The organism is Algibacter sp., from assembly GCF_049667265.1.
GTDB lineage: Bacteria > Bacteroidota > Bacteroidia > Flavobacteriales > Flavobacteriaceae > Algibacter_B.
In genome coordinates this window covers 1-20,849 of the sequence record NZ_JBATHX010000184.1, presented here as the reverse complement: position 1 = coordinate 20,849, position 20,849 = coordinate 1, and the positions used below count along the sequence as shown (strand labels likewise).

Genomic DNA, 20,849 nt, shown 5'->3' with positions numbered 1-20,849 from the left:
ATGTAATGGATTGGTAACATCACATGCAATATTGAATTTTACATCATTTAATTTAGGATGAACATGGGTTACATCTATAGCTTTAACATCAGATAAGTTTGCACCAATAGGAATTACTTTTTTATTGTTTTTATCTAAAAAACGATAACCTAAGGCGGTTGCCATACCAATACCACAATCGTTTGTTGCACTACCACCAATACCTAATATAATTTTTGAAGCTCCTTTTTCAATAGCATCAACAATCATTTCTCCTGTTCCTAAAGTTGTTGCGTTTTTACAATCAAATTCGTTTGGATTTAACAATTTCACACCGGAAGCCTCTGCCATTTCTATAAATGCCGTTTTTGAAGCTTCAGAATATAAATAAGCTGCTAATACTCGTTTAAAAAAAGGGTTGTTTACTTCTACTTTTACAACTGCCCCTTTTAAGTAATAATTTACAACTTCAATAGTGCCATCGCCTCCATCGGCTAATGGTAGTTTTAAAATTTCAATATCTGACCTTAAAGTTTTTAATTCTTCTTCAACAGCATTACAAAATTCTAAGCCTGTTAAGGAGTTTTTAAATTTATCTGGCGCTATTACTATTTTCATTTGTTCAGAATTTAACTTAAAATAGATGGAAGGAAATAGCTAAGCATTATTATAAAAATAAAAAATGCAACAAGAATATACACCTCTTTTATCATAAAGTCCTCTTTCTTAATCGATACATTAAAATTAGAAATGCGTTTAACCTCTGTATTACTAGTAAATGCGCTAACTGTATAAGCAACTACCAATGCTATTATTACACCAGTAAAGTTTAACCAAATCCAAAAAATATTAAAACCTAAATCTATGTGAAATAATTCTTGAATTGTTTTTGAAAATACTAAGTTTATTAAAACTGCAGAAATAATTGCAGCATTCATACCAATATGATTTACTTTTTTTGAAAAGAATGCTAAAAAGAAAGTCACTAATACTGGTCCGTAAAACACAGAACCTATAGCGTTTATAATTTCTATAACAGCACTTTTACTGCCTCCAAAAAGAAAGGCCGCTGCAATACAAATTACTCCCCAAAACACAACCGAACCTTTAGAAATAAGCATATATTTTTTGTCGCTTAATTTTTTTTCTCCTCTGTTAAAGAAATCTTCAACAGTTACTGCGGATAATGAATTAACTGTAGAACTTAAGGAGGACATGGCTGCCGATAAAATACCTACCATTAAAATTCCTATTAAACCGTGAGGTAAATATTTCATAATAAAAACAGGTATCATTAAATCTGCTTTTACGCCATGAGTAGCAAATTCTTCTGGAAAATATTTTTGAGTAGTCATTGCTATTTCTTCAAGAAAACCTGGCGCTTGTGTTATTAAACCACCAATAACTAATCCCATAATACAATATATTAAAACTACTGGGAATCTTAAAAGTCCGTTAGCCAATAAAAGTTGTTTAATGGTTTTCTCGTCTTTAGCAGACAACATTCTTTGTGCCTGTGTTTGATCGCAACCGTAATAAGAAGCATAAAGAAAAAATCCACCAATAATCATTGGCAATAAGCCATATTCGTTTCCTTCTCCTATCCCTAAGTTATAGTCGATCACTTTTAATCGTTCGGGATCAAAACCATTGGCTAAACCACCATGTTCTTGCAGAAGACTCCATCCGAAATACAAGCATATAATTAACCCTGCGAATAAAATTATCATTTGTATAGCATCACCCCAAACAACTGCTTTCATACCGCCTTGCCATGAATAAATAATGGTAATAACACTTATTATTAGTATTGTATAAACAAAGTCAATATCTAAAACCGCTTGTAATATAATGGCAATAGTATATACCATTACCCCAGTTCCGAGCGCTCTGCTTATTTGAAAAACGATACTTAATATTAATCGTGTTGATGTGCTAAAACGTTTCTCTACAAATTCATAAATACTAACAACTCCAGATCTAAATAAAGGCGGAATTATGACAATCATAATAAAAATCATGGCAAGTGGAACAGCAAACTCAAAAGTTAGCCATTTCATACCGCCACCAAGTTTTAGACCAACAAAAGCTGGTGCTGAAATAAAACTAATAGCAGATAATTGAGTTGCCATAGTTGATAAACTCAATGGAAACCATCCCATACTTTTTCCACCTAAAAAGTAATCTTTAGAATCTTTATTATCCTTAAAAAAGAAACCCATTCCTAAGAAAAATATAATATAAAATATGACGATACTATAGTCTAGCCAATTCATAATTTAAAGTTTTAGTGTTTAGTTAGTTTATGCTTTAATTCTGTTTTTACTTTTTCAAACCATTCATCTTTTAGAATGCTCAATAATATGATATCGGATCTTCCTATTCCATCAAGTGATGGAATAAAATTTCTCAAAACACCTTCTTCTTTACAACCCACACTTTTCATAGCGGTTATGCTTATTTTATTTTCGGCATGCGCACCAAAACCTACACGTTCTAATTCTAGGGTTTCAAATGCAAATTGAAATAATAAATATTTACAGCGTTTGTTTAATCCTGTTCCGCGAAAATCCTTTCCGTACCATGTATGCCCTAACTTAATAGTTTTTAATTCCGATGAGTTATCATAGAATCTTGTTGTACCAGCATATTGCTTTTTTATTTTATCAAAAACTATAAAAGGATATTCTTTTTGATGCTTTCTGTTATGAACAGTTGATGTTATATATTTAGTTAAGTTTTCTAAACCATCTCCTTTTTCAAGAAAATATGTCCACAAATTTGGTTCCTTTGAAAGATCCAACAGATACTCAATATGTTCTATTTTAAGAGGCATTAATTTTACATAATCATCCTCTAGAACATAACCCTTTGAGTAATCTAATTGTGACACTTATATTTAACTTTCAAGTAAATCAATCAATAAAGCAGCACTCCAAGAAAAATTATTACCTCCATAACCTGCTTTTCCATTTTGGTGCATTTCTTTTCTTGAATCAAAATATTCGTAAAACCCATTTTTATCAATAATACTAATGGTGTCTTGCTTTACTCGCTCAGCAATTTCGCTATAACCATATTCCTTTAATCCTTTATAAAGCATCCAGTTAAGGTTGACCCAAACTGGGCCTCTCCAATATTTTTTTGGACTGAAACGTTCGCTAGTAGGATCAAAAGAAGCACATAAATATTGATGTTCTCCACCAAACTTATCCATCATAACTTTTACCATAGACGCTGCTCTTTCTTTACTTGGAATACCAGCATATAATGGTGAAAATGATGATGATGACAAGAATCGGAGCGCTCTTTCATTACGTAAATCATAATGAATATACGCTCCAATTTCTTTATCAAACAACTTGCTATTAAACGAGTGAATACTTTTTTCCTGCCATTGCTTTAGCTGACTTACTTTTTCAGTATTTCCTAACTTTTCATATAAATTGATTAAACTCTGATTAGACTTAATCAACATGGCATTAAATAGTGGGTCTTGCACCAAAAATGGTGATAACTCTGCTATTTTTTCGTCACTATAATTATGTTCTTTTGCTATATCTATGATATATAAATAGTGGTCATATTCTCTTTTTGAGGGTCTCTCTGAAGCATCAACGTGCGTTGTATCTCGCCTTTCAAAAGTGTACTCTGGCGGATTCATGGTTTCCCAAATATCATCCCAAATAGGCGAATTATCAGTACCTGATTCCCAATTATGATAAATATATACTAGCCCTTCGTTTTGAGGATCTCTGTTTTTATAGAAATACTCATGGTTATAGTAAACCTTATCAATTGCCTTCTCAATAAACTTTAAAGTGGCTTCTTTGTCTTCACTAATACGATATATTTCTTCTAGCACAAAACCTGTTACAGGAGGCTGTGTCATACCTGTTGATTTATATTTTTTTGAAGATTGGGGATGTAAATCAGATCGATGAAAATCTGGTCCCGGAAAATATGTATCGGTATCCGTATGAAAAATAATATGTGGTATAAAACCATTACCCCATTGTGCATCCAACAACGTTTCAATTTCTCTTTCGGCCTTTGCCATATCAAAATGAGCAAACCCAATAGCTATTAATCCTGAATCCCAAAACCATTGGAATGGATATAAATTTGCACAAGGGATGCTAAAACCAACTTCATCTTTCCAGTTGCCATTTAGGACTTCAATTGCTTTATTTTTTAATTCTTCCATAATATATTTCTTATTTAAAAAAAACTCACCACCAACAACTTAGCATCGTAAGTGATGAGTTATCAAACTAAACTAATCAATATAATTAAAAACTAAATGTCGCTGTTATGAAAAATCTACGAGGTAAAATAGGTCTTCCAAAAAAGAACTCTGCGTCACCTGCTTGATTTACATTTCGAGGATCACCTTCAGTTACTCCTTCATCATTAAATAAATTGAATACAGAGAAACCAATTCTTAATGTGTCATCACTATCTAAATTATCTCCCATTTTAAACATATAACCTGCTCCAATACGTGCAATAGTAATTGCATCTAACTCTACTGTATTATTATCGGCTGCAAATTTGCTTCCTGTATGGTTGAATGAAAATAGCGCATCAAACGCTCCATCATCATAATTTACACCTAAACTACCCAAGAAATTAGGTTGTCTTGCTAATTCATTACCTTCATTTGTAGTAGAAGATGTATTATTAGTTAAATCTGTAGATACATTTTTAGAAATTTCATGATCTTGATAAGTTGCAGTACCTCTTAAATTAAAGTTTTCCGCAAAAGCCCAATCAAAAGTAGTTTCTAAACCTATGGTTTTTGTGCTTTGTTCTGATCTTGTTAAATCAACTAAGGTACCACTTACAAACCCTTGGTCTATTTTAATTCTATCACTTAATCCAACGTAATATGCAGCTACTGATCCTTTTACTTTCTCAGTACCTATTTTTGCACCAGCTTCAAATTGAATGATTTTTTCTGAATCGTATTTACTTCCTGTAACACCAGAAGCGATAGGCGCAAATCCTCTGATTTGTGGAAAAAAGAATCCTCTAGAAAAGTTAGCATATAAATTTACAGGATCACTCAGTTTGTATAAACCAGCTAAAGACAAAGCCCAATCTGTTGCGCTTACATTTGCTCTTGTAAAACTACCATCTGCAAACTGTACGTTTGCTAATTCTGGTGTTAAATTAGCATCATCGTACACTTGACTAGATACAATATTTCCTTTACTAAAAGTACCTTCAGTATTTTCTATTCTTAAACCAACATCAAAACGCCATTTATCTAAAACCATCTCATCTGTTAAATATACAGCCGTTTTGTTTTGAGATAAAAAATTGTTTGAAGTCATACCTATTCTGTTATAAAGACCACCTGTAGAAAATGTAACATCATCTCCACCAGCATCAACATAACTTAAATTTACTAATTGAGGATTGTTGTTAAACTCAGACAATACTCTATATTGATAATTAACATCTTCAGCTTCAGTACGCGCTAAATAAACACCTCCAGTAATATTATGTGTTCCGTTAGTTCCTTCTAACGTTTTCGTTAATGACGCTTCTCCAGAATAATCTGTCATAGGACGTAATCTATCTACATGTAAATTATCTACAACTAAATCTGATCCGTTAACAGCAGAACTAGTTCCTTGATATTGCGCAGTAAAACCAAGGTTTCCTGGAGCAACATTTGCTACGTAATCATTTAAAGCAATTGGGTTATTATTATCTCCATTACCTCCTACATATAATGCGAAATTATGTTTGTAGTTTGCATATTTAATTTTCGATTTGAATCTTAAATCATCAGAGAATTTATAGTCAAAATCTCCCATTAAATATCCTCCTTGTGTAGAAACACCGTCTTCTATTGGGCTTTCATAAGCACCTCCAGCTGTTAAAAATGAGGTGTTAGCTAACTCTCCAGACAGTAGCTGTTGTACAGGTTCACCATCATTACCATTTATTCTTTTTCTATTTCCATCTAACGGTAATGGCATAATGAATTGCGCATTATCATTTATAAACTGTCCATGAACTGTAAAAGATCCATTTTCAAACTTCTTTTTAATATTAGCTCTAAACTGAACCCCTTTTGTTGGCATTCCAGTTTCAATAGGTCCGTCGTCTTTTCTAACAAAACCAGTAAATGCGTAATAAGTGTTAGAATCTTCTCCACCTAATTTACCACCGGTATAAAAGTCAGTTTTTAAACGCCCTTTATCGGCCCATTCCATATTAATAATATTCTCTTCGTTAGAATCTCCCGTTTTACTTGTATAGTTAATAATACCAGCAACAGAACCTGCTCCGTATAATACAGCAGCACCACCACGTACAAACTCAACACCTTTAAAACCTATATCAGGTCTTGCATACACATCATGCGCAGATGAATTTAAACCAAACGTACTCATTAATGGCATACCATCATATTGAAGCGGATTAAAAACATATTGTCCTCCAGAAGGCAAACCTCTTACAAAAACGTTCGAGGCTGTTTCACCACCACCACCTTCAGCGGTAATACCTGGTATACTTCTTAATATATCAGCTTGGCTATTTGCAGAAAGCTTGGTTATTTCATTTTGCTTTAGCGAGCTAATAGACATTGGTGTGTCTTTTTGAGATCTAAAGGTAGCAGAAGCAGTTAGCACAACTTCATCTAGAGCATTACCACCTTCTACCATAATAATTTGTAAAGAAATTGGTGACCCATCAAGCGTTACTGTTTTGTTTTGAGTCTCATACCCTAAGTAAGAAATCTTAACAGTTTGAACACCAGATAGGTTTGATGAGAAACTAAAATTCCCATCAAAATCTGATGTTGCCCCAGAGGTACTACCAACTATTAATAAATTTGCTCCAGTAATTGGAACACCTGCATTGTCTTTAACAGTTCCTGATATATCCGTTTGTGAAAACGTTGCGGAAATGCTAAACACACATAATAATGTAAAAATAATTTTTTTCATGATATTTAGAATTAGTTAATTTTAAAGCAAATTTATAATCAAGTACTCAAAAAAAGTGCTAAAAAATTATGATATTTGTACGCAAACGTTTGCGGGAACGATTGCATAATGAATTTTTAACAAAAAAATAGTAAGTAAAATGAAAAAGGAAGTGGTTACTTTAAAAAAATTAGCGCAAATACTTGATTTATCGACTTCTACAGTTTCTAGAGCACTAAATAATCATCCAGATATTAGTGAAGCAACAATAAAAAAAGTAAAGCAACTAGCCCAATCCATGAATTATGTTCCTAATATCTTTGCTAAAGGATTTAGAAAACATCGTTCCAATATTATTGGTGTAATTGTTCCTAATATTACACATTATTTTACTACTACTATAGTAAGAGGTATTCTGGAAGAAGCAGCACTAAAGGGCTATCGAGTTATTATATCTGAATCGAATAACGATGTTTTAAAACAAACAGAAATGCTTAACACCATGATTCAATTTGGTGTTGACGGCATTTTGGTTTCATTAACGAAAATGACAAGAAATATAGATAATATTTTACCAATACTTAATAAAGTACCTTTAATACTTTTTGATAAAGTATCAAATAAAATACCATGCACACAAGTAACTATTAATGATGAAGAAGCTGCATACAACGCCATTGAGCATTTAATCAATATTGGCAAAAAACGCATTGCAATTATTAAAGAGCGAGAGTTTTCATATACATCAGAAAAAAGATATGCTGGTTATTTAAGAGGCTTAAAAGAAAATGGGATTGAAATTGACGAAAAAATTATTATAAGTGTTGATGATATCTCTTTAAGACAAGGAAAACGCATGGCAAACCATTTATTGAGTATTAAAAACAAACCTGATGCTATTTTTGCAATAACCGATAGTGCTGCAATTGGAGTAATACAAACTTTAAAAAAATTTAATGTTAAGATTCCAGAAGATATAGCAGTTATTGGTTTTAGTAATTCTACACATTCAATAATTATTGAACCCAAACTAACAACTGTAGACCAACCTGGAGAAAAAATTGGTAAAACGGCAGTTAAATACCTTATTGAAGAAATAGAAAGTACCACCGACATTTTAACCAATAAAATGATTGAAATAAAAGGAAATCTTATTATTAGAGATTCCACTTTTAAAGTTTAATATTTTTAATTGAAATTAACTTTGCTTCATCAATTTTAATACTTTTGCGCCATGGAAATTATAGACGCAATCATTTTAGGTATTGTTCAAGGACTTACCGAGTTTTTACCTGTATCATCGAGTGGGCATTTAGAGTTAGGAAAAGCCATACTTGGTGATAATTCGGTACCAGAAGAAAGTTTGTTATTTACGGTAGTATTGCACTTTGCAACAGCATTAAGTACCATGGTTGTTTTTAGGAAAGATATTTTCGACCTCATAAAGGGCGCCTTAAAATTTGAATGGAATGATGATTTACGATTTATTTCTAAAATTGCACTTTCCATGATTCCTGCGGTAATAGTTGGTTTGTTTTTCGAAAAACAATTAGAATCGCTCTTTGATGGCAATATTTTGCTAGTAGGTTGCATGCTAATTGTTACAGCCATATTGTTATTTTTAGCAGATAAAGCCAAAAACACAAATAAAGAAGTTTCCTTCCAAAATGCGTTTATTATTGGAATTTCTCAGGCCATAGCTATGTTACCCGGTATTTCACGTTCTGGAGCCACCATTTCAACGTCCGTTTTATTAGGTAATGATAAAACAAAAGCGGCTCGTTTTTCATTCTTAATGGTGGTGCCATTAATTTTTGGAAAAATTGCTAAAGATCTTTTTAGTGGCGAATTAACCTATGATTCTGGCAACTTTACAGCATTATCAATTGGTTTTATCGCAGCTTTTGTGGCAGGCTTATTTGCTTGTACTTGGATGATCGCGTTAGTTAAGAAAAGTAAACTAACTTATTTTGCTATTTACTGCGTTATTGTGGGCTTAATAGCCATTGCATTTGCTTTATTTAACAATTAATATGCTTACAAAAGACAATTATCTTTCCGGGCAAGTTTTACTGATAGACAAGCCTCTAAATTGGACCTCCTTTCAGGTAGTTAACAAACTACGATGGGAAATACGCCAAGCGTTTACAATTAAAAAGATAAAAGTTGGACATGCGGGAACATTAGACCCATTAGCAACTGGCTTGTTAGTGATTTGTACGGGGAAAATGACCAAGCAAATTGATACCTTTCAAGGACAAATAAAAGAATATACTGGCACCCTAGTTTTAGGAAGCACCACACCTTCCTTTGATTTAGAAAGCGAAATAAATGAAACCTTCCCAACGGAGCATATTTCAGAAGATTTAATTTACAAAACTACTGAGCAATTTATTGGTACCATTCAACAATTCCCGCCTGTGTTTTCAGCATTAAAAAAAGACGGCAAACGGCTTTATGAATTTGCTAGAGCTGGCGAACATGTTGATATTCCATCAAGAGAAGTGAGTATTTCTGAATTTGAAATCACTAAAATTGATGGTGTAAAAATCGATTTCAGAGTAGTGTGTAGTAAAGGCACCTACATTCGTTCTTTAGCAAACGATTTTGGAAAAGCATTAAACTCTGGCGCGCACTTATCAGCTTTAAGGCGCACTAAAATTGGAGATTTTGATGTTAAAAATGCCGATTCTATTGAAACTTTTATTAAAAATTTAAGTCCGAAAGCCACTTAAAATTAGACTGAATTTAGCATGAAAATAGCTCTATTTCAATAACTTAGGCAGCTCTATATTTCTTTGAATTTCCATTATTTTTAGGTTATATTAAACTTTTTCCCTTATTTTGCCGTATATATTGATACGATTCCCCAAATAAAAAAGCGTATTGAACCTGAATAATCAACATAAAGCCTTGCTTATTACAATTCTAATTTCTGGAACTGTAGTTTTATCTGTTTTTAACTTAAGCCTTAAAAAACAGAACGAATTTGCGTCTGAAAGTTACTATGAAATGGAACCAGAAAAAGAGTTGACTAAAGAAGAAATTAAAATTCTTGAAACTTTAGAAAAGCTTAATAACGCTAAAGCCGAAACGAACGAAGCTTTTAACGAAACGCAAAAATCGAAACACTTTGCGCAAGCATATAAATCTATCGCGCCACCTAAAGATTATGTTCCAAAATCTGATCACACCACAGAAAATGAAACTGTAGCACGTAAAGCTTACGAGATGCCTGAAGATTCTAAATTAAATACGGAAGAATTAGCAAAATTTAGTAAGGTAAATGATTTACTAAAACAACAACAGTCTGATGGCAATAACTCAAAAAGTTCTATCCGATTTTCATTAAAAGACAGAAAAAAAATTCACATCCCTATACCTGTTTATTTATGCGAGGTTGATGGTAAAATAGTTGTAAATATTACTGTAAACGCGCTAGGAAATGTTACTGATGCATATGTAAACACCTCATCAACTTCAGAAAACGAATGCTTAATTGGACACGCACTTGACTACGCCAAACAATCACAATTTAGCGCTGATGTTAAGGACACTCAAATAGGATCTATTACATTCTTTTTTATAGGCAAGCAGTAGCTTCTAATTGACAAAGTTTTTGAACAATATCCTTTATTATATTTTGCCCTTTGTCTTTATTATACCAATGTTGTAAATCTTCTTTAAACTCAGGCGTAAGCGTACCATTTTTAGCTTTAAACCTATTTACATAACTAGTTGCTTCACTAGGTCTGGGACCGTACGTATTCAACACCTCACCCGTTTTATTTTCAATCATAATAACTTTTGCAATGGCTCTTCCACCATTGGTCAAAAACATATCCATGAGTTCCAAGTTATCATCACGAAGCACTATTTTTAAATCAATATTCATGTTTAACTCAGCAATTTTATTAAGTACAGGTAACATATGAGCAGCATCGCCACACCAACTTTCAGTTATAACTAACCAAGTAATTTTTTGATTAAAATCTGTTATCTGTTGTTGCGCTTCTTCTGAAATTTTTAAGGTTTTATCCCATCGCTTCATGCGCTTATCATTAAGCTTTGTGTAATTTGCTAGGTCTTCCGTTTTTTCCAATCCAGTATTAGAATTTTCATCTGCCAACTGCTTCACTAAAGCTCTATAGTCTTGATATGAAATACTTTTGTCAATACTTTTTTTAATAATAGAATTCATAGTGTGTGTATTTTTAAGGAATAAAATATGCTAACACAAAACTAATAGGATGAGGTTTTAATTAAGATGATATTTGTCATATTTTTATTTTATACCTTACAGATTCGATTATTTAGTAGTCAATTTATATTAATTTGAATTAAAAAATGAAAAAATACAGATGCGGTTGGTGTGAAGGAGATGACTTATATGAAGCCTATCATGACAATGAATGGGGCGTTCCTGTTTATGATGATGATACATTATTTGAATTTTTAATTTTGGAAACTTTTCAGGCCGGATTAAGTTGGATAACCGTTTTGAGAAAACGTGAAAACTTCCGAAATGCCTTTGATAATTTCGATTACAAAAAAATAGCCAATTATAAACAAGCCAAAATTGAAATTCTACTTGAAGATGCTGGTATTATAAGAAATAAACTAAAGGTAAATGCAACGGTTAGTAACGCGCAAGCTTTTATGAAAGTTCAAAAAGAATTTGGAAGCTTTAGTAAATACATTTGGAGTTTTGTTGATGGAAAACCTATTAAAAACACCGTTAAAAACTACAAAGAAGCTCCTGGAAACACCCCTTTAAGCGATACGATTAGCAAAGATTTAAAAAAACGAGGCTTTAAATTTGTAGGTTCTACTGTAATTTATGCACACATGCAAGCTACCGGCATGGTGAATGACCATGAAGTGAATTGTTTTAGGTATGGTGAAGTTTAACAAATATATTTTTTTGATAAACCCAAAATTAGTGCCCATAACCTTAACTGCACCAACTAAGAATTAAACCTCTTTTTTATAAGGAACTAATTCTAAAATTTTCTGAATCGTTTCAAGTCTTGCAGCACTTTTTCTATTAGCTTTAATAATTATCCAAGGTGAAATTTCGGTGTCTGTTTTAGCAAACATTCTTTTTTTGTATTCGGTATAAGAATCCCAAAGCCTAATAGCTTGTTGATCAACTTTACTAAATTTCCATTTCTTTAAAGGGCTGGTTTTAATATCTTTAAAACGTTTTATTTGTTCGCTTTTTGTTATTGAAAAATAGAATTTTATAACGCGTATCCCTGATTCGATTATCATACGTTCAAAATCATTTACCTGATTCATGAAAATATTATACTCTTCTTCGGTACAAAATCCATTTACTGGTTCAACAACTGCACGATTGTACCAACTCCTATCAAAAAAAACTATTTTTCCTTCTCTAGGTAAATTATTTATATAACGTTGAAAATACCATTCTCCTTGTTCCTCATCCGTAGGTTTTGGCAAGGCTACTACTTTAAATTCACGTGGATTTAAATGTTCTGTAGCACGACGAATAGCACCACCTTTTCCAGCGGCATCTCTTCCTTCAAAAATGATTACAACTTTTTCGTCGTTTGCCTCAACCCATTGCTGTAACTTAATGAGCTCGCCTTGTAATTTTTTCAATTTACTTTCGTAGTTCATTATTCTAACAGCTTTAGCGGGAGTCATCCCGTCTTGTAATAAAAAATATTTTAAGCCTTTTTTAGAATTTAGCTGTTTTAAACTTTTATCTGATAAATTTTGCATGTCTTAATCAATTTGTTTTATCATTCTATGGTAGCGTTGCACAACATTTGGATCTGGTAGAATGGTAGTTCCAGAATTCCCCTTTCCTTCATAATTAAATTTAGATAATACATGTCTCATACTTTCTAACCTTGCTTCTTTTTTATTATTGGTTTTAATAATAATCCAAGGACTAAATGATGTATGTGTTTTACTATACATTTGCTCTTTATAGTATGTGTACTTGTCCCAAAGTATTTGACCTTGTTTATCAACCTCGCTAAATTTCCATTCTTTTAAAGGGTTTGCCATTCTGGAATCGAAACGTCTTTCCTGTTCATCTTTGGAGATTGAAAACCAGAATTTAATTATAATAACCCCATCTTCATAGAGCATATGCTCAAATTCGGTAACCTGAACCATGAATTTATTATACGCTTCTTCACCACAAAAGCCCATTACAGGCTCAACAACTGCACGATTGTACCAACTTCTATCAAAAAAAACAAGTTCTCCAGGATCTGGCAATTCTTTAATATATCTCCTAAAATACCATTGACCCCTCTCAACATCTGTAGGCTTTGTAAGTGCAACAACACGCATGGAACGTGGATTTAAATGCTCTGTAAATCTACGTATTGCACCACCCTTTCCTGCGGCATCTCGACCTTCGAATAAGATGCAAACACGCTTTTTATGTTTTGCAACCCATTGCTGTAAATCAACCAATTCTGCCTGAAGTTTAAGTAGTTCTTTTTCGTAATTAACAGAATACAAAATGCCGTTATAGGCGTCCTCTGTAAGTTTTTCTTGAAGTATTTTTAGAAACTCTTCTTTATTATTTCCTTTTTGGAAATCGTCTCGTGTTAGCATATATTCATGTATAAGTTACTAATATCAACATTTTTTTATAAATGAAATATGACTTTCATCAATTTATTATTCCTATAACCATCGCGCTAGAAACTTCCCCTGTAACCAAACTTTCAAAGTGATAGGTGTATACTTGACAATCTATAAGTTTATAATTTGTTTTCTAAATAAACGAAATAAGCCATCTAGAGAAACCCTATTAACATCGAGAGACCAAACATCTTCATTTAGGTAATGTATTTAGGGTGAATAAAAAAACCTCAACGTATAGTTAACATTGAGGTTGGTTTATGAGATTTCTGCCTTCACAGAAATAACAAAAAGACAAAACATTTCTTTATTTTTTGACCAATAATGGTTGTGGAATTTCAATACGTTCACTATACATTTGCCATACTTTAAAACCTCCCGCAATATTTACAACATTGGTTATACCATTATTTCTTAAAATTAATTCGGCTAAATACCCTCTTAATCCTTTTTGACAAAAAATAACTACTTTCTTATCAAGACTCTTGATATGGTCCACATGTTGTCTTAACCCATCCAAAGGATAATTGACTGCTCCGGGAATGGTTCCTTTTTCGTATTCTTCAACTGTTCTGGAATCCAATAACAAATAGTCTTCATTTGAATTATCGTTGATTAAAATTTCTAATGCTTCTACAGATAGTTGTTCACTTCTATTATTTAAAATATTCTCTGTTACAAAACTTGTTACTACAACTGGGTCTTTTGCTGGTGAAAATGGAGGTGCATATGCTAAATCCAATTGCGCCAAATCAGTAATTTTTAATTTTGCATAAATGGCTGTGCTCAATACATCAACTCGTTTATCCACACCAACTTCTCCAAATAATTCTGCTCCTAAAATTTCTTCAGTTTCAGGATTATAATAAATCTCTGTAATTAAATCTTTTTGTCCAGGATAATAACCTGGAGTAGATCCTGCAACGGTTAAAACCGTTTTAAACGGAATATCTTTTTGGATTAAGGCAGTAGCATTCATTCCTGTTCTTGCCAACGTATAGTCAAACACTTTTACTATGGCAGTTTTGTAAGCGCCTTTAAATTCAATAGTTCTCCCTACTGCATTGGCTCCTGCTGCGCGACCTGCTTTATTAGAATGCGTTCCTAAAGGAAAATAATCATACTCGTTGGTTTGCAAATTTTTAATGGATACATTATCTCCTGCTGCATACACATCTTTAATAGAAGTTTCCATTAACTCATTTACTTTTAATGCTCCATTTTCTATTGCTTCTGCCCCTTCGACCAATAACAAATCGGTATTTGGCTTAATTCCGACACTTAACACTACAAAATCGGTTGGAATACGTTTTCCTGCTTGAGTAACAACTGCTTTGATTTTTCCATTTTGGTCGATATCAAATTTAGACACAAAACTTAATGTTAGAACTTCAATGCCTTTAGAGATCAGCACGTTTCCAGCAAAGTTTCCGAATTTTTGTTGCCACATATTTAACACATGTGAATCACCCTCAATTAAAGTGACTTCTTTTCCAGCTTCTTTTAGGTTTTCGGCAACTTCAACACCAATTAAACCTGCTCCAATAACCGTTATATGTTTTGATTCGCTTGTTAAGCCTTCTTTAGTTATTTTATCAAAATCAATCATAGAACGACACGTCGACCAATTATTGGCTAATTTTATATTGCCTATTGGTGGCACAACAGAACTTGCTCCTGTTGCAAAAATTAATGTGTCATAAGAATAACCTTTAACATGAGAATACACCATTTTATTTTTGGTATCTATTTTTACGATTTCCTCATTTAAATGCACATCAATATTAAATCGATTTTGAAGTAACTCAGGTTTTACAACCATTAAATTATCTCTGCTCTCTATAACTCCTGAAAACGCATAAGGCATTCCGCAAGTTGCATAACTAATATTTGCTCCCTTTTCGAACAAAAGAATTTCAGCTTGTTCGTCTTCACGTCTCGCTTTTGCCGCTGCAGATGGGCCTGCGGATAAACCGCCTATAACTATAATTTTTTTCATTTCTTTCTTAAATTATAAGGCGAATTTCAGTCAAATATTTTACCTAGTGTGTAATATTTGTTACTATAACGTTTTCTTAATTTTCATTTTTATGATATGTTTAAATACTCCAAAAATGTACCCCTAGAAATCTCCTCTGCACCCAAACTTTCCAAATGATTGGTATACACTTGGCAATCTATAAGTTTATAATTTGTATTCTGAATAAACGAAATAAACCCAACTTTGCTTGCATTACTTTCCTTAGAAAACATGCTTTCTCCGCAAAACACACCATTGTTTAAATCGATACCATAAAGGCCTGCAATCAAATTATCATCATCCCACACTTCAATAGATTTAGCGTAACCTAACTCATGTAGTTTTATATAAGCATCAATCATAGTTTCTGTAATCCAGGTACCTCCTTGTCCGTTGCGTTTCATTTTAGCACATTGCCTAATAACCCCTCTAAAATCTTTATTTACGGTTACTTTATAATCTTTGTTTCGCATCACTTGGCGCATGCTTTTTGATACTTTCAACTTTTCGGGAAAAAGTACAAATCGCGGATCCGGCGACCACCATAAAATAGGCTCTTCGGAATCAAACCAAGGGAAAATACCAGAATTATATGCCAGTAATAATCTTTCCGTAGATAAATCGCCACCAAACGCCAATAAACCTTCTGGTGAAGCTTTATTAACATCGGGAAACCAAATATCTGTGTTTAGGTATTGCATTCAAAATAAATATAAAAAACCTCAACGTTACAATTAACGTTGAGGTTGGTTTATAAAATTCCCACCTTCGTGGGAATGACAAATTATTTTATTTAAAAAGGTAAATCGTCGTGATCTTCTTCTTTTAAATCTCCCGCAGGCTCAAAAGCATCTGCTGGCGGTACTGGAGGCATATTTTCTGCTCCTGCTTCACCTTGAACAGCTTCTATTCTCCATCCTTGAATAGAGTTAAAATATTTTGTTTCTCCTTGAGGGTTTACCCACTCTCTACCACGTAAGTTGATGTTTATTTTAACTTGTTGCCCTTCTTTATAATCGTTTAACAAATCTGTTTTATCTTGAACAAATTCCACCATAATATGTTGTGGGTATTGCTCTTCAGTTGTAACAACTATTTCTCTTTTTCTAAACCCATTGCTTCCAAAAGTTTGAGTTTCTCCAACCATTTTTATTCTTCCTTGAACTTCCATGTAATCGTAATTATTTATTTACTATTGTTATTATTCTTTAAAATTAAGCATTTCTATTTAAGAAAGCAATATTTTCCAAGCACTTTCAATATCTCCAAAACTCAGATATTTACCTGCCAGTTTATGCTTCTCTCTGTGTGTAGCTGTTTTAATGTTTGGATACCTTTTACCAACCTCATCAACAAATGCTTTTACACTTTCTTCATTTGGTAACGCTTCAACATTTCCCAACATTCCTAAATCATTTCCTGTTAAAATCATACTATTTTTAACAAAATCAGGAAACGAATCAATACCTATTCCTAACGTAGAAATTGGTTTTGGTATTTCAAAAAAACCTTTTTTAGCACGACTATAATAGCTTCCTCCTGCTCTGGCTACTAAATCTAATTTCTTTTGATCAATGGCACCATTTTCATCAAGAACCGTATCATCAATATGAAGTTTTACCACTTCACATATAATTAAATTTCCTGCTCCGCCTTCAGTTCCTAATTTAATAATATCGTTTACCTTACATTCAAACTGAACAGGCGCTTCGGCAACTCTAAACGGTCTTACAATTTCCGACTTCAACATGGTTAATCCAGCTTTTTCAAACTCATTAACCCCTTCAGGATATTCTGTACTGCTTAATGACATTTGCTGAACCATATCATAATTCACCATATTTATTACTACTTCCTTGGTAGCTTCAGCATTAAGTAAGCTGTGCTTTACCGTGTTATCTTTAACTCTTCTAGCAGGAGAAAAAATTAAAATTGGCGGATTGGCACTAAACACATTAAAAAAACTAAATGGCGACAAATTTGGATTTCCATTAGCATCAATCGTACTAGCAAAAGCTATCGGCCTTGGTGCTATAGCACTTAACAAATAACTATGTAATTTACTGGTTGATAAGCTTTTTGGATCTATTGAGGGCATTTGCTTTTTTTGTTTTCACAAATGTAACGAAACAATTACGCATCTAAAAGCCGACTTACTAACAACTTGAACAATAATATTAACAGATTTGCATTATATTACAAGAAAATACCAATAACATTCAAAATAATTATTGGCGTAATTACTTTTTTAAATGATTTTTACAAAACATGGCAATGCATTCCGTTGGATTATTGTTATAGCGTCCTTTGCTATTGTATCCCTTATTTTATGGAAAACCTATGAGTTTTTTCAGCATTTTAAAGATGAAGAACGAACAAAAATGGAAAATTGGTCGTTTGCCCAAACAGAGTTTATTAATTCTGATGTGGAAACCAACACCAATTTAGATTTAACACTTAAAATTTTAAATAGTAACAGAACGACACCCATGCTAACCATTAATGAAGATGGAAGTTTAGGTAGTTATAATAATGTTGACGAAACAAAAATTGAAAACAAAGCTTATATTGGTAAACTGATAGAAAAATTCGAAAGCGAAAACACCCCTATTTATGTAAAATATCAAGGCAAAATATATTCCACTATTTACTATGGGAACTCGCCATTATTGAATAAATTAAAATATTACCCACTTGCATTACTCCTAATTATTGTGCTTTTTGGCGCTGTTATTTTCTTCTTTTACAGCAGCAATAAAAATGCCACTCAAAACAAGTTATGGTCTGGTATGGCTAAAGAAACGGCTCACCAAATAGGAACACCTCTATCCTCATTAATTGGTTGGACGGAAATATTAAAAACCGAAAATGTAAATCCGGATTACATTGTTGAAATGGAAAAAGATGTAGACCGATTAAAAACAATAACAGAGCGATTTAGCAAAATTGGTTCTATTCCGGTTTTGGAAAAAGCGGATATAATAAAGGAAACCATTGAGTCTTACGATTACTTAAAATCAAGGTCTTCAAAACTTGTTGAATTTGACTTAAAGATCCCTGAAGGCGAAATTTTCGTAAATTTAAATAAGCAACTTTATAGTTGGACTATTGAAAATTTAGTAAAAAACGCTATTGATGCCATGAAAGGTAGAGGTAAATTGACTGTTGAAATTACTCAACTAGAAAACGACGTGAAAATAAGTGTAACGGATACTGGTAAAGGCATTTCTAAAAAGAATTTTAATACTATTTTCGAACCTGGATTTACTACAAAAAAACGCGGTTGGGGTTTAGGATTATCGCTGGTTAAACGTATTATTGAAGATTTTCATAATGGAAAAATTAAAGTGTTACAATCCGAAAAAGACAAAGGCAGTACCATACAAATAAGTTTAACGCGCGCTAACTAATAGCTAATTATGATGGTTGAAAAATTGATTGATGTAAAAGATGTTGCACTTAAAAACAATTGTCCAGAATGTTTTAGCAAGGATGGTTTAAGGCTCACATTCAGACAAAAAATTAAAGAAACAAAATTCTATAAATCCATAACTTCAGATATTAGTTATGAAATGAATTGTAATAATTGCAATTCAATAATTTATCCTGTACAATGGACGGATGATATTGATTTGGTTTTTGAATACCAGAAAAAAGCATTTACCCCAAAAAGGGCATCTACTTACATAAAAAAAACATCGTGGATAGTAATAGCTTCAAGCGTATTGATAATAGCCTTGATTCTATTTTTATTATTTTATTTGAATTTATAATTCTGCTTTAATAGCTTTGGCTAAAGCTTCAAATTCATCAGGAGATAATTTAATTTTTTGAATAAAACGTGCATCTTCCATTGATTGTAAAGGAATTAAATGTACATGTGCATGTGGCACCTCTAATCCAATAACACTTACTCCAATACGCTTACAAGGAACCGCTTTTTTTAGTGCCAAAGCAACCGTTCTTGAAAAACTCATTAACCCATGGTAGGTTGACTCATCTAAATCAAAAATCTTATCGACTTCTTTTTTAGGAATGCATAACGTATGTCCTTTTGCATTTGGATTCACATCAAGAAATGCCAAAAAATCTTCGGTTTCTGCTATTTTATAACAAGGAATTTCGCCGTTTACTATTTTTGTGAAAATTGAAGCCATTAGTATAAGTTTAAAAATAAGTATTTAATTAAAAAATTCCTGCCTTCGCAGGAATGACAACTACCTTGATATTTCAACAACATCAAATTTTATAACGCCATTAGGCACCTGAATTTCTGCTACATCACCAACTGATTTGCCTAACAAACCTTTACCGATTGGAGAATTAACGGATATTTTACCTGAAGCCAAATCTGCTTCACCATCGGCCACCAAAGTATAATTCATTTCCATTCCATTGGTTTGATTTTTTATTTTCACTTTTGATAACACTAACGCTTTAGAAGTATCCATTTGAGATTCATCAATAATTCGCGCACCAGCCAAGGCATCTTCTAGTTTAGAAATTCGCATTTCTAACATCCCTTGTGCTTCTTTTGCAGCATCGTATTCCGCATTTTCACTCAAATCGCCTTTATCTCTAGCTTCAGCTATAGCTCTTGAAGCTTTTACACGTTCAACATCTTTAAGCTGACTTAACTCTGCTCTTAATTTTTTTAATCCTTCAGGTGTATAGTATGATACTTTACTCATAACTTCATCGTTTTACTTAATAAAAGATGCTGAACAAGTTCAGCAAATAAAAAAATCCCGCTTACACGAGATTGTATAACAAAAGTACAAATTTTTAGTTTAATATGTATTGAAAACAAAAATAGACTTTACCTTAAAACTAATTTAAAAATTAAAAAACGTTCAAAGGAAATATACAAAATAATTAACGTCATTTACTTTTTATTGTAAATTGCGTTTCAATTCTTATCAACTATGAAATATACTTATAATATGTTTTTTCTCGTTTTTTTTGTTGCTTGCAGCAATAATGATGAAATTAAAACGAACCCTTATTTCCCTGATTATAATGTTAATACTAGAAATTTAATAAATACCGATTTACCTCAATTCAGTCAATTAAAATTTCCTGGCAACTATATTACTTTATATGACTCATATGGAGCGGTGAATGGCATTGTACTTTCTTATCTTGGCGGTGATCAATATAGAGCTTTTGAATTAACAGACCCAAATCACATACCTAGCTCTTGTTCTGTTTTAAGAGTTGAGAGCGGAATTGCATCATGCACTTGTGATGATGGCAACTCGTACGAAATT

At 32.5% G+C, this 20,849-nt stretch carries 22 protein-coding genes; 8 read left to right on the top strand and 14 right to left on the bottom strand.

Annotated features, from left to right (window positions below):
* From WBN21_RS06970 to WBN21_RS06950, 5 genes are all read right to left on the bottom strand, one after another.
* Nucleotides 1-597 (bottom strand): glycerate kinase (locus WBN21_RS06970; protein ID WP_424198764.1); only part of this gene is annotated, 597 nt, incomplete at its 3' end.
* 11 nt (nt 598-608) lie between these two features.
* A complete protein-coding gene (locus WBN21_RS06965) occupies nt 609-2,255 on the bottom strand; it encodes a sodium:solute symporter family transporter (RefSeq protein WP_424198762.1) in 1,647 nt (548 codons plus the stop codon).
* Between the two features lie 11 nt (nt 2,256-2,266).
* Nucleotides 2,267-2,872 carry a GNAT family N-acetyltransferase gene (locus WBN21_RS06960; protein ID WP_424198760.1) on the bottom strand — a complete coding sequence of 202 codons (606 nt, stop codon included), beginning with the start codon at nt 2,870-2,872 and terminating at the stop codon, nt 2,267-2,269.
* A 6-nt stretch (nt 2,873-2,878) separates the two neighbouring features.
* Nucleotides 2,879-4,186, bottom strand: coding sequence for an MGH1-like glycoside hydrolase domain-containing protein (locus WBN21_RS06955; RefSeq protein ID WP_424198758.1), 1,308 nt, complete (start codon nt 4,184-4,186; stop codon nt 2,879-2,881).
* 85 nt (nt 4,187-4,271) lie between these two features.
* Nucleotides 4,272-6,947, bottom strand: coding sequence for a TonB-dependent receptor domain-containing protein (locus tag WBN21_RS06950; protein ID WP_424198756.1), 2,676 nt, complete (start codon nt 6,945-6,947; stop codon nt 4,272-4,274).
* Nucleotides 6,948-7,086: 139 nt separating this feature from the next.
* Here WBN21_RS06950 and WBN21_RS06945 point away from each other — a divergent pair, with 139 nt between their 5' ends.
* From WBN21_RS06945 to WBN21_RS06930, 4 genes are all read left to right on the top strand, one after another.
* On the top strand, nt 7,087-8,109 hold the full coding sequence (locus WBN21_RS06945; RefSeq protein ID WP_424198754.1) for a LacI family DNA-binding transcriptional regulator: 1,023 nt from the start codon (nt 7,087-7,089) through the stop codon (nt 8,107-8,109).
* A gap of 51 nt (nt 8,110-8,160) precedes the next feature.
* Entirely contained in the window at nt 8,161-8,958 is a 798-nt protein-coding gene (gene uppP / locus WBN21_RS06940) for an undecaprenyl-diphosphatase UppP (protein WP_424198752.1), read from the top strand.
* A 1-nt stretch (nt 8,959) separates the two neighbouring features.
* On the top strand, nt 8,960-9,661 hold the full coding sequence (gene truB, locus WBN21_RS06935) for a tRNA pseudouridine(55) synthase TruB (RefSeq protein WP_424198750.1): 702 nt from the start codon (nt 8,960-8,962) through the stop codon (nt 9,659-9,661).
* Nucleotides 9,662-9,839: 178 nt separating this feature from the next.
* Entirely contained in the window at nt 9,840-10,526 is a 687-nt protein-coding gene (locus WBN21_RS06930; protein ID WP_424198748.1) for a hypothetical protein, read from the top strand.
* Here WBN21_RS06930 and WBN21_RS06925 read toward each other — a convergent pair.
* Nucleotides 10,510-11,127, bottom strand: coding sequence for a thioredoxin family protein (locus WBN21_RS06925; protein WP_424198746.1), 618 nt, complete (start codon nt 11,125-11,127; stop codon nt 10,510-10,512). The two genes, WBN21_RS06930 and WBN21_RS06925, sit on opposite strands and share 17 nt — an antisense overlap.
* A 146-nt stretch (nt 11,128-11,273) precedes the next feature.
* On the opposite strand from WBN21_RS06925, the gene WBN21_RS06920 reads away from it, so the two are divergent.
* Complete coding sequence (locus WBN21_RS06920) at nt 11,274-11,837, top strand: DNA-3-methyladenine glycosylase I (RefSeq protein ID WP_424198744.1); 564 nt, start codon at nt 11,274-11,276, stop codon at nt 11,835-11,837.
* A gap of 63 nt (nt 11,838-11,900) precedes the next feature.
* Here the strand turns inward: WBN21_RS06920 and ppk2 (WBN21_RS06915) are convergent, their stop codons facing one another.
* The 6 genes from ppk2 (WBN21_RS06915) to WBN21_RS06890 all read right to left on the bottom strand — a co-directional run bounded on the left by ppk2 (WBN21_RS06915) (nt 11,901) and on the right by WBN21_RS06890 (nt 17,677).
* A complete protein-coding gene (ppk2, locus tag WBN21_RS06915; protein WP_424198742.1) occupies nt 11,901-12,677 on the bottom strand; it encodes a polyphosphate kinase 2 in 777 nt (258 codons plus the stop codon).
* A 3-nt stretch (nt 12,678-12,680) separates the two neighbouring features.
* Entirely contained in the window at nt 12,681-13,529 is an 849-nt protein-coding gene (gene ppk2, locus WBN21_RS06910; protein ID WP_424198740.1) for a polyphosphate kinase 2, read from the bottom strand.
* A 337-nt stretch (nt 13,530-13,866) separates the two neighbouring features.
* The gene (locus WBN21_RS06905; protein ID WP_424198738.1) at nt 13,867-15,558 is read right to left on the bottom strand and encodes an FAD-dependent oxidoreductase; all 1,692 of its coding nucleotides are present in this window, start codon (nt 15,556-15,558) and stop codon (nt 13,867-13,869) included.
* Nucleotides 15,559-15,647: 89 nt separating this feature from the next.
* The gene (gene aat / locus WBN21_RS06900) at nt 15,648-16,280 is read right to left on the bottom strand and encodes a leucyl/phenylalanyl-tRNA--protein transferase (RefSeq protein ID WP_424198736.1); all 633 of its coding nucleotides are present in this window, start codon (nt 16,278-16,280) and stop codon (nt 15,648-15,650) included.
* Between the two features lie 92 nt (nt 16,281-16,372).
* Nucleotides 16,373-16,750: a DUF3127 domain-containing protein gene (locus WBN21_RS06895; protein ID WP_424198734.1), complete on the bottom strand. Its 378-nt coding sequence runs from the start codon at nt 16,748-16,750 to the stop codon at nt 16,373-16,375.
* Between the two features lie 57 nt (nt 16,751-16,807).
* Nucleotides 16,808-17,677, bottom strand: coding sequence for a flavin reductase family protein (locus tag WBN21_RS06890; RefSeq protein WP_424198732.1), 870 nt, complete (start codon nt 17,675-17,677; stop codon nt 16,808-16,810).
* Between the two features lie 154 nt (nt 17,678-17,831).
* Here WBN21_RS06890 and WBN21_RS06885 point away from each other — a divergent pair, with 154 nt between their 5' ends.
* Nucleotides 17,832-18,989, top strand: coding sequence for a sensor histidine kinase (locus tag WBN21_RS06885; protein ID WP_424198730.1), 1,158 nt, complete (start codon nt 17,832-17,834; stop codon nt 18,987-18,989).
* Between the two features lie 9 nt (nt 18,990-18,998).
* The gene (locus tag WBN21_RS06880; protein ID WP_424198728.1) at nt 18,999-19,352 is read left to right on the top strand and encodes a hypothetical protein; all 354 of its coding nucleotides are present in this window, start codon (nt 18,999-19,001) and stop codon (nt 19,350-19,352) included.
* On the opposite strand, the gene WBN21_RS06875 is transcribed toward WBN21_RS06880, so the two are convergent.
* Nucleotides 19,347-19,736: an HIT family protein gene (locus WBN21_RS06875; protein ID WP_424198726.1), complete on the bottom strand. Its 390-nt coding sequence runs from the start codon at nt 19,734-19,736 to the stop codon at nt 19,347-19,349. The two genes, WBN21_RS06880 and WBN21_RS06875, sit on opposite strands and share 6 nt — an antisense overlap.
* A 60-nt stretch (nt 19,737-19,796) precedes the next feature.
* Nucleotides 19,797-20,270, bottom strand: a complete 474-nt coding sequence (greA, locus tag WBN21_RS06870) for a transcription elongation factor GreA (RefSeq protein ID WP_424198725.1) — start codon at nt 20,268-20,270, stop codon at nt 19,797-19,799.
* 234 nt (nt 20,271-20,504) lie between these two features.
* On the opposite strand from greA, the gene WBN21_RS06865 reads away from it, so the two are divergent.
* The coding region (locus WBN21_RS06865; RefSeq protein ID WP_424198723.1) for a hypothetical protein at nt 20,505-20,849 on the top strand (345 nt) is incomplete at its 3' end.

Excerpts from the sequence above, each read along its gene's own strand:
- WBN21_RS06875 (WP_424198726.1), bottom strand. The coding sequence starts at position 19,736 with ATGGCTTCAATTTTCACAAAAATAGTAAACGGCGAAATTCCTTGTTAT.
- WBN21_RS06895 (WP_424198734.1), bottom strand. The coding sequence starts at position 16,750 with ATGGAAGTTCAAGGAAGAATAAAAATGGTTGGAGAAACTCAAACTTTT.
- ppk2 (WP_424198742.1), bottom strand. The coding sequence starts at position 12,677 with ATGCAAAATTTATCAGATAAAAGTTTAAAACAGCTAAATTCTAAAAAA.
- WBN21_RS06890 (WP_424198732.1), bottom strand. The coding sequence starts at position 17,677 with ATGCCCTCAATAGATCCAAAAAGCTTATCAACCAGTAAATTACATAGT.
- WBN21_RS06955 (WP_424198758.1), bottom strand. The coding sequence starts at position 4,186 with ATGGAAGAATTAAAAAATAAAGCAATTGAAGTCCTAAATGGCAACTGG.
- WBN21_RS06925 (WP_424198746.1), bottom strand. The coding sequence starts at position 11,127 with ATGAATTCTATTATTAAAAAAAGTATTGACAAAAGTATTTCATATCAA.
- WBN21_RS06950 (WP_424198756.1), bottom strand. The coding sequence starts at position 6,947 with ATGAAAAAAATTATTTTTACATTATTATGTGTGTTTAGCATTTCCGCA.
- WBN21_RS06880 (WP_424198728.1), top strand. The coding sequence starts at position 18,999 with ATGATGGTTGAAAAATTGATTGATGTAAAAGATGTTGCACTTAAAAAC.
- ppk2 (WP_424198740.1), bottom strand. The coding sequence starts at position 13,529 with ATGCTAACACGAGACGATTTCCAAAAAGGAAATAATAAAGAAGAGTTT.
- WBN21_RS06920 (WP_424198744.1), top strand. The coding sequence starts at position 11,274 with ATGAAAAAATACAGATGCGGTTGGTGTGAAGGAGATGACTTATATGAA.
- greA (WP_424198725.1), bottom strand. The coding sequence starts at position 20,270 with ATGAGTAAAGTATCATACTATACACCTGAAGGATTAAAAAAATTAAGA.
- WBN21_RS06945 (WP_424198754.1), top strand. The coding sequence starts at position 7,087 with ATGAAAAAGGAAGTGGTTACTTTAAAAAAATTAGCGCAAATACTTGAT.
- uppP (WP_424198752.1), top strand. The coding sequence starts at position 8,161 with ATGGAAATTATAGACGCAATCATTTTAGGTATTGTTCAAGGACTTACC.
- WBN21_RS06905 (WP_424198738.1), bottom strand. The coding sequence starts at position 15,558 with ATGAAAAAAATTATAGTTATAGGCGGTTTATCCGCAGGCCCATCTGCA.
- WBN21_RS06885 (WP_424198730.1), top strand. The coding sequence starts at position 17,832 with ATGATTTTTACAAAACATGGCAATGCATTCCGTTGGATTATTGTTATA.
- WBN21_RS06965 (WP_424198762.1), bottom strand. The coding sequence starts at position 2,255 with ATGAATTGGCTAGACTATAGTATCGTCATATTTTATATTATATTTTTC.
- truB (WP_424198750.1), top strand. The coding sequence starts at position 8,960 with ATGCTTACAAAAGACAATTATCTTTCCGGGCAAGTTTTACTGATAGAC.
- aat (WP_424198736.1), bottom strand. The coding sequence starts at position 16,280 with ATGCAATACCTAAACACAGATATTTGGTTTCCCGATGTTAATAAAGCT.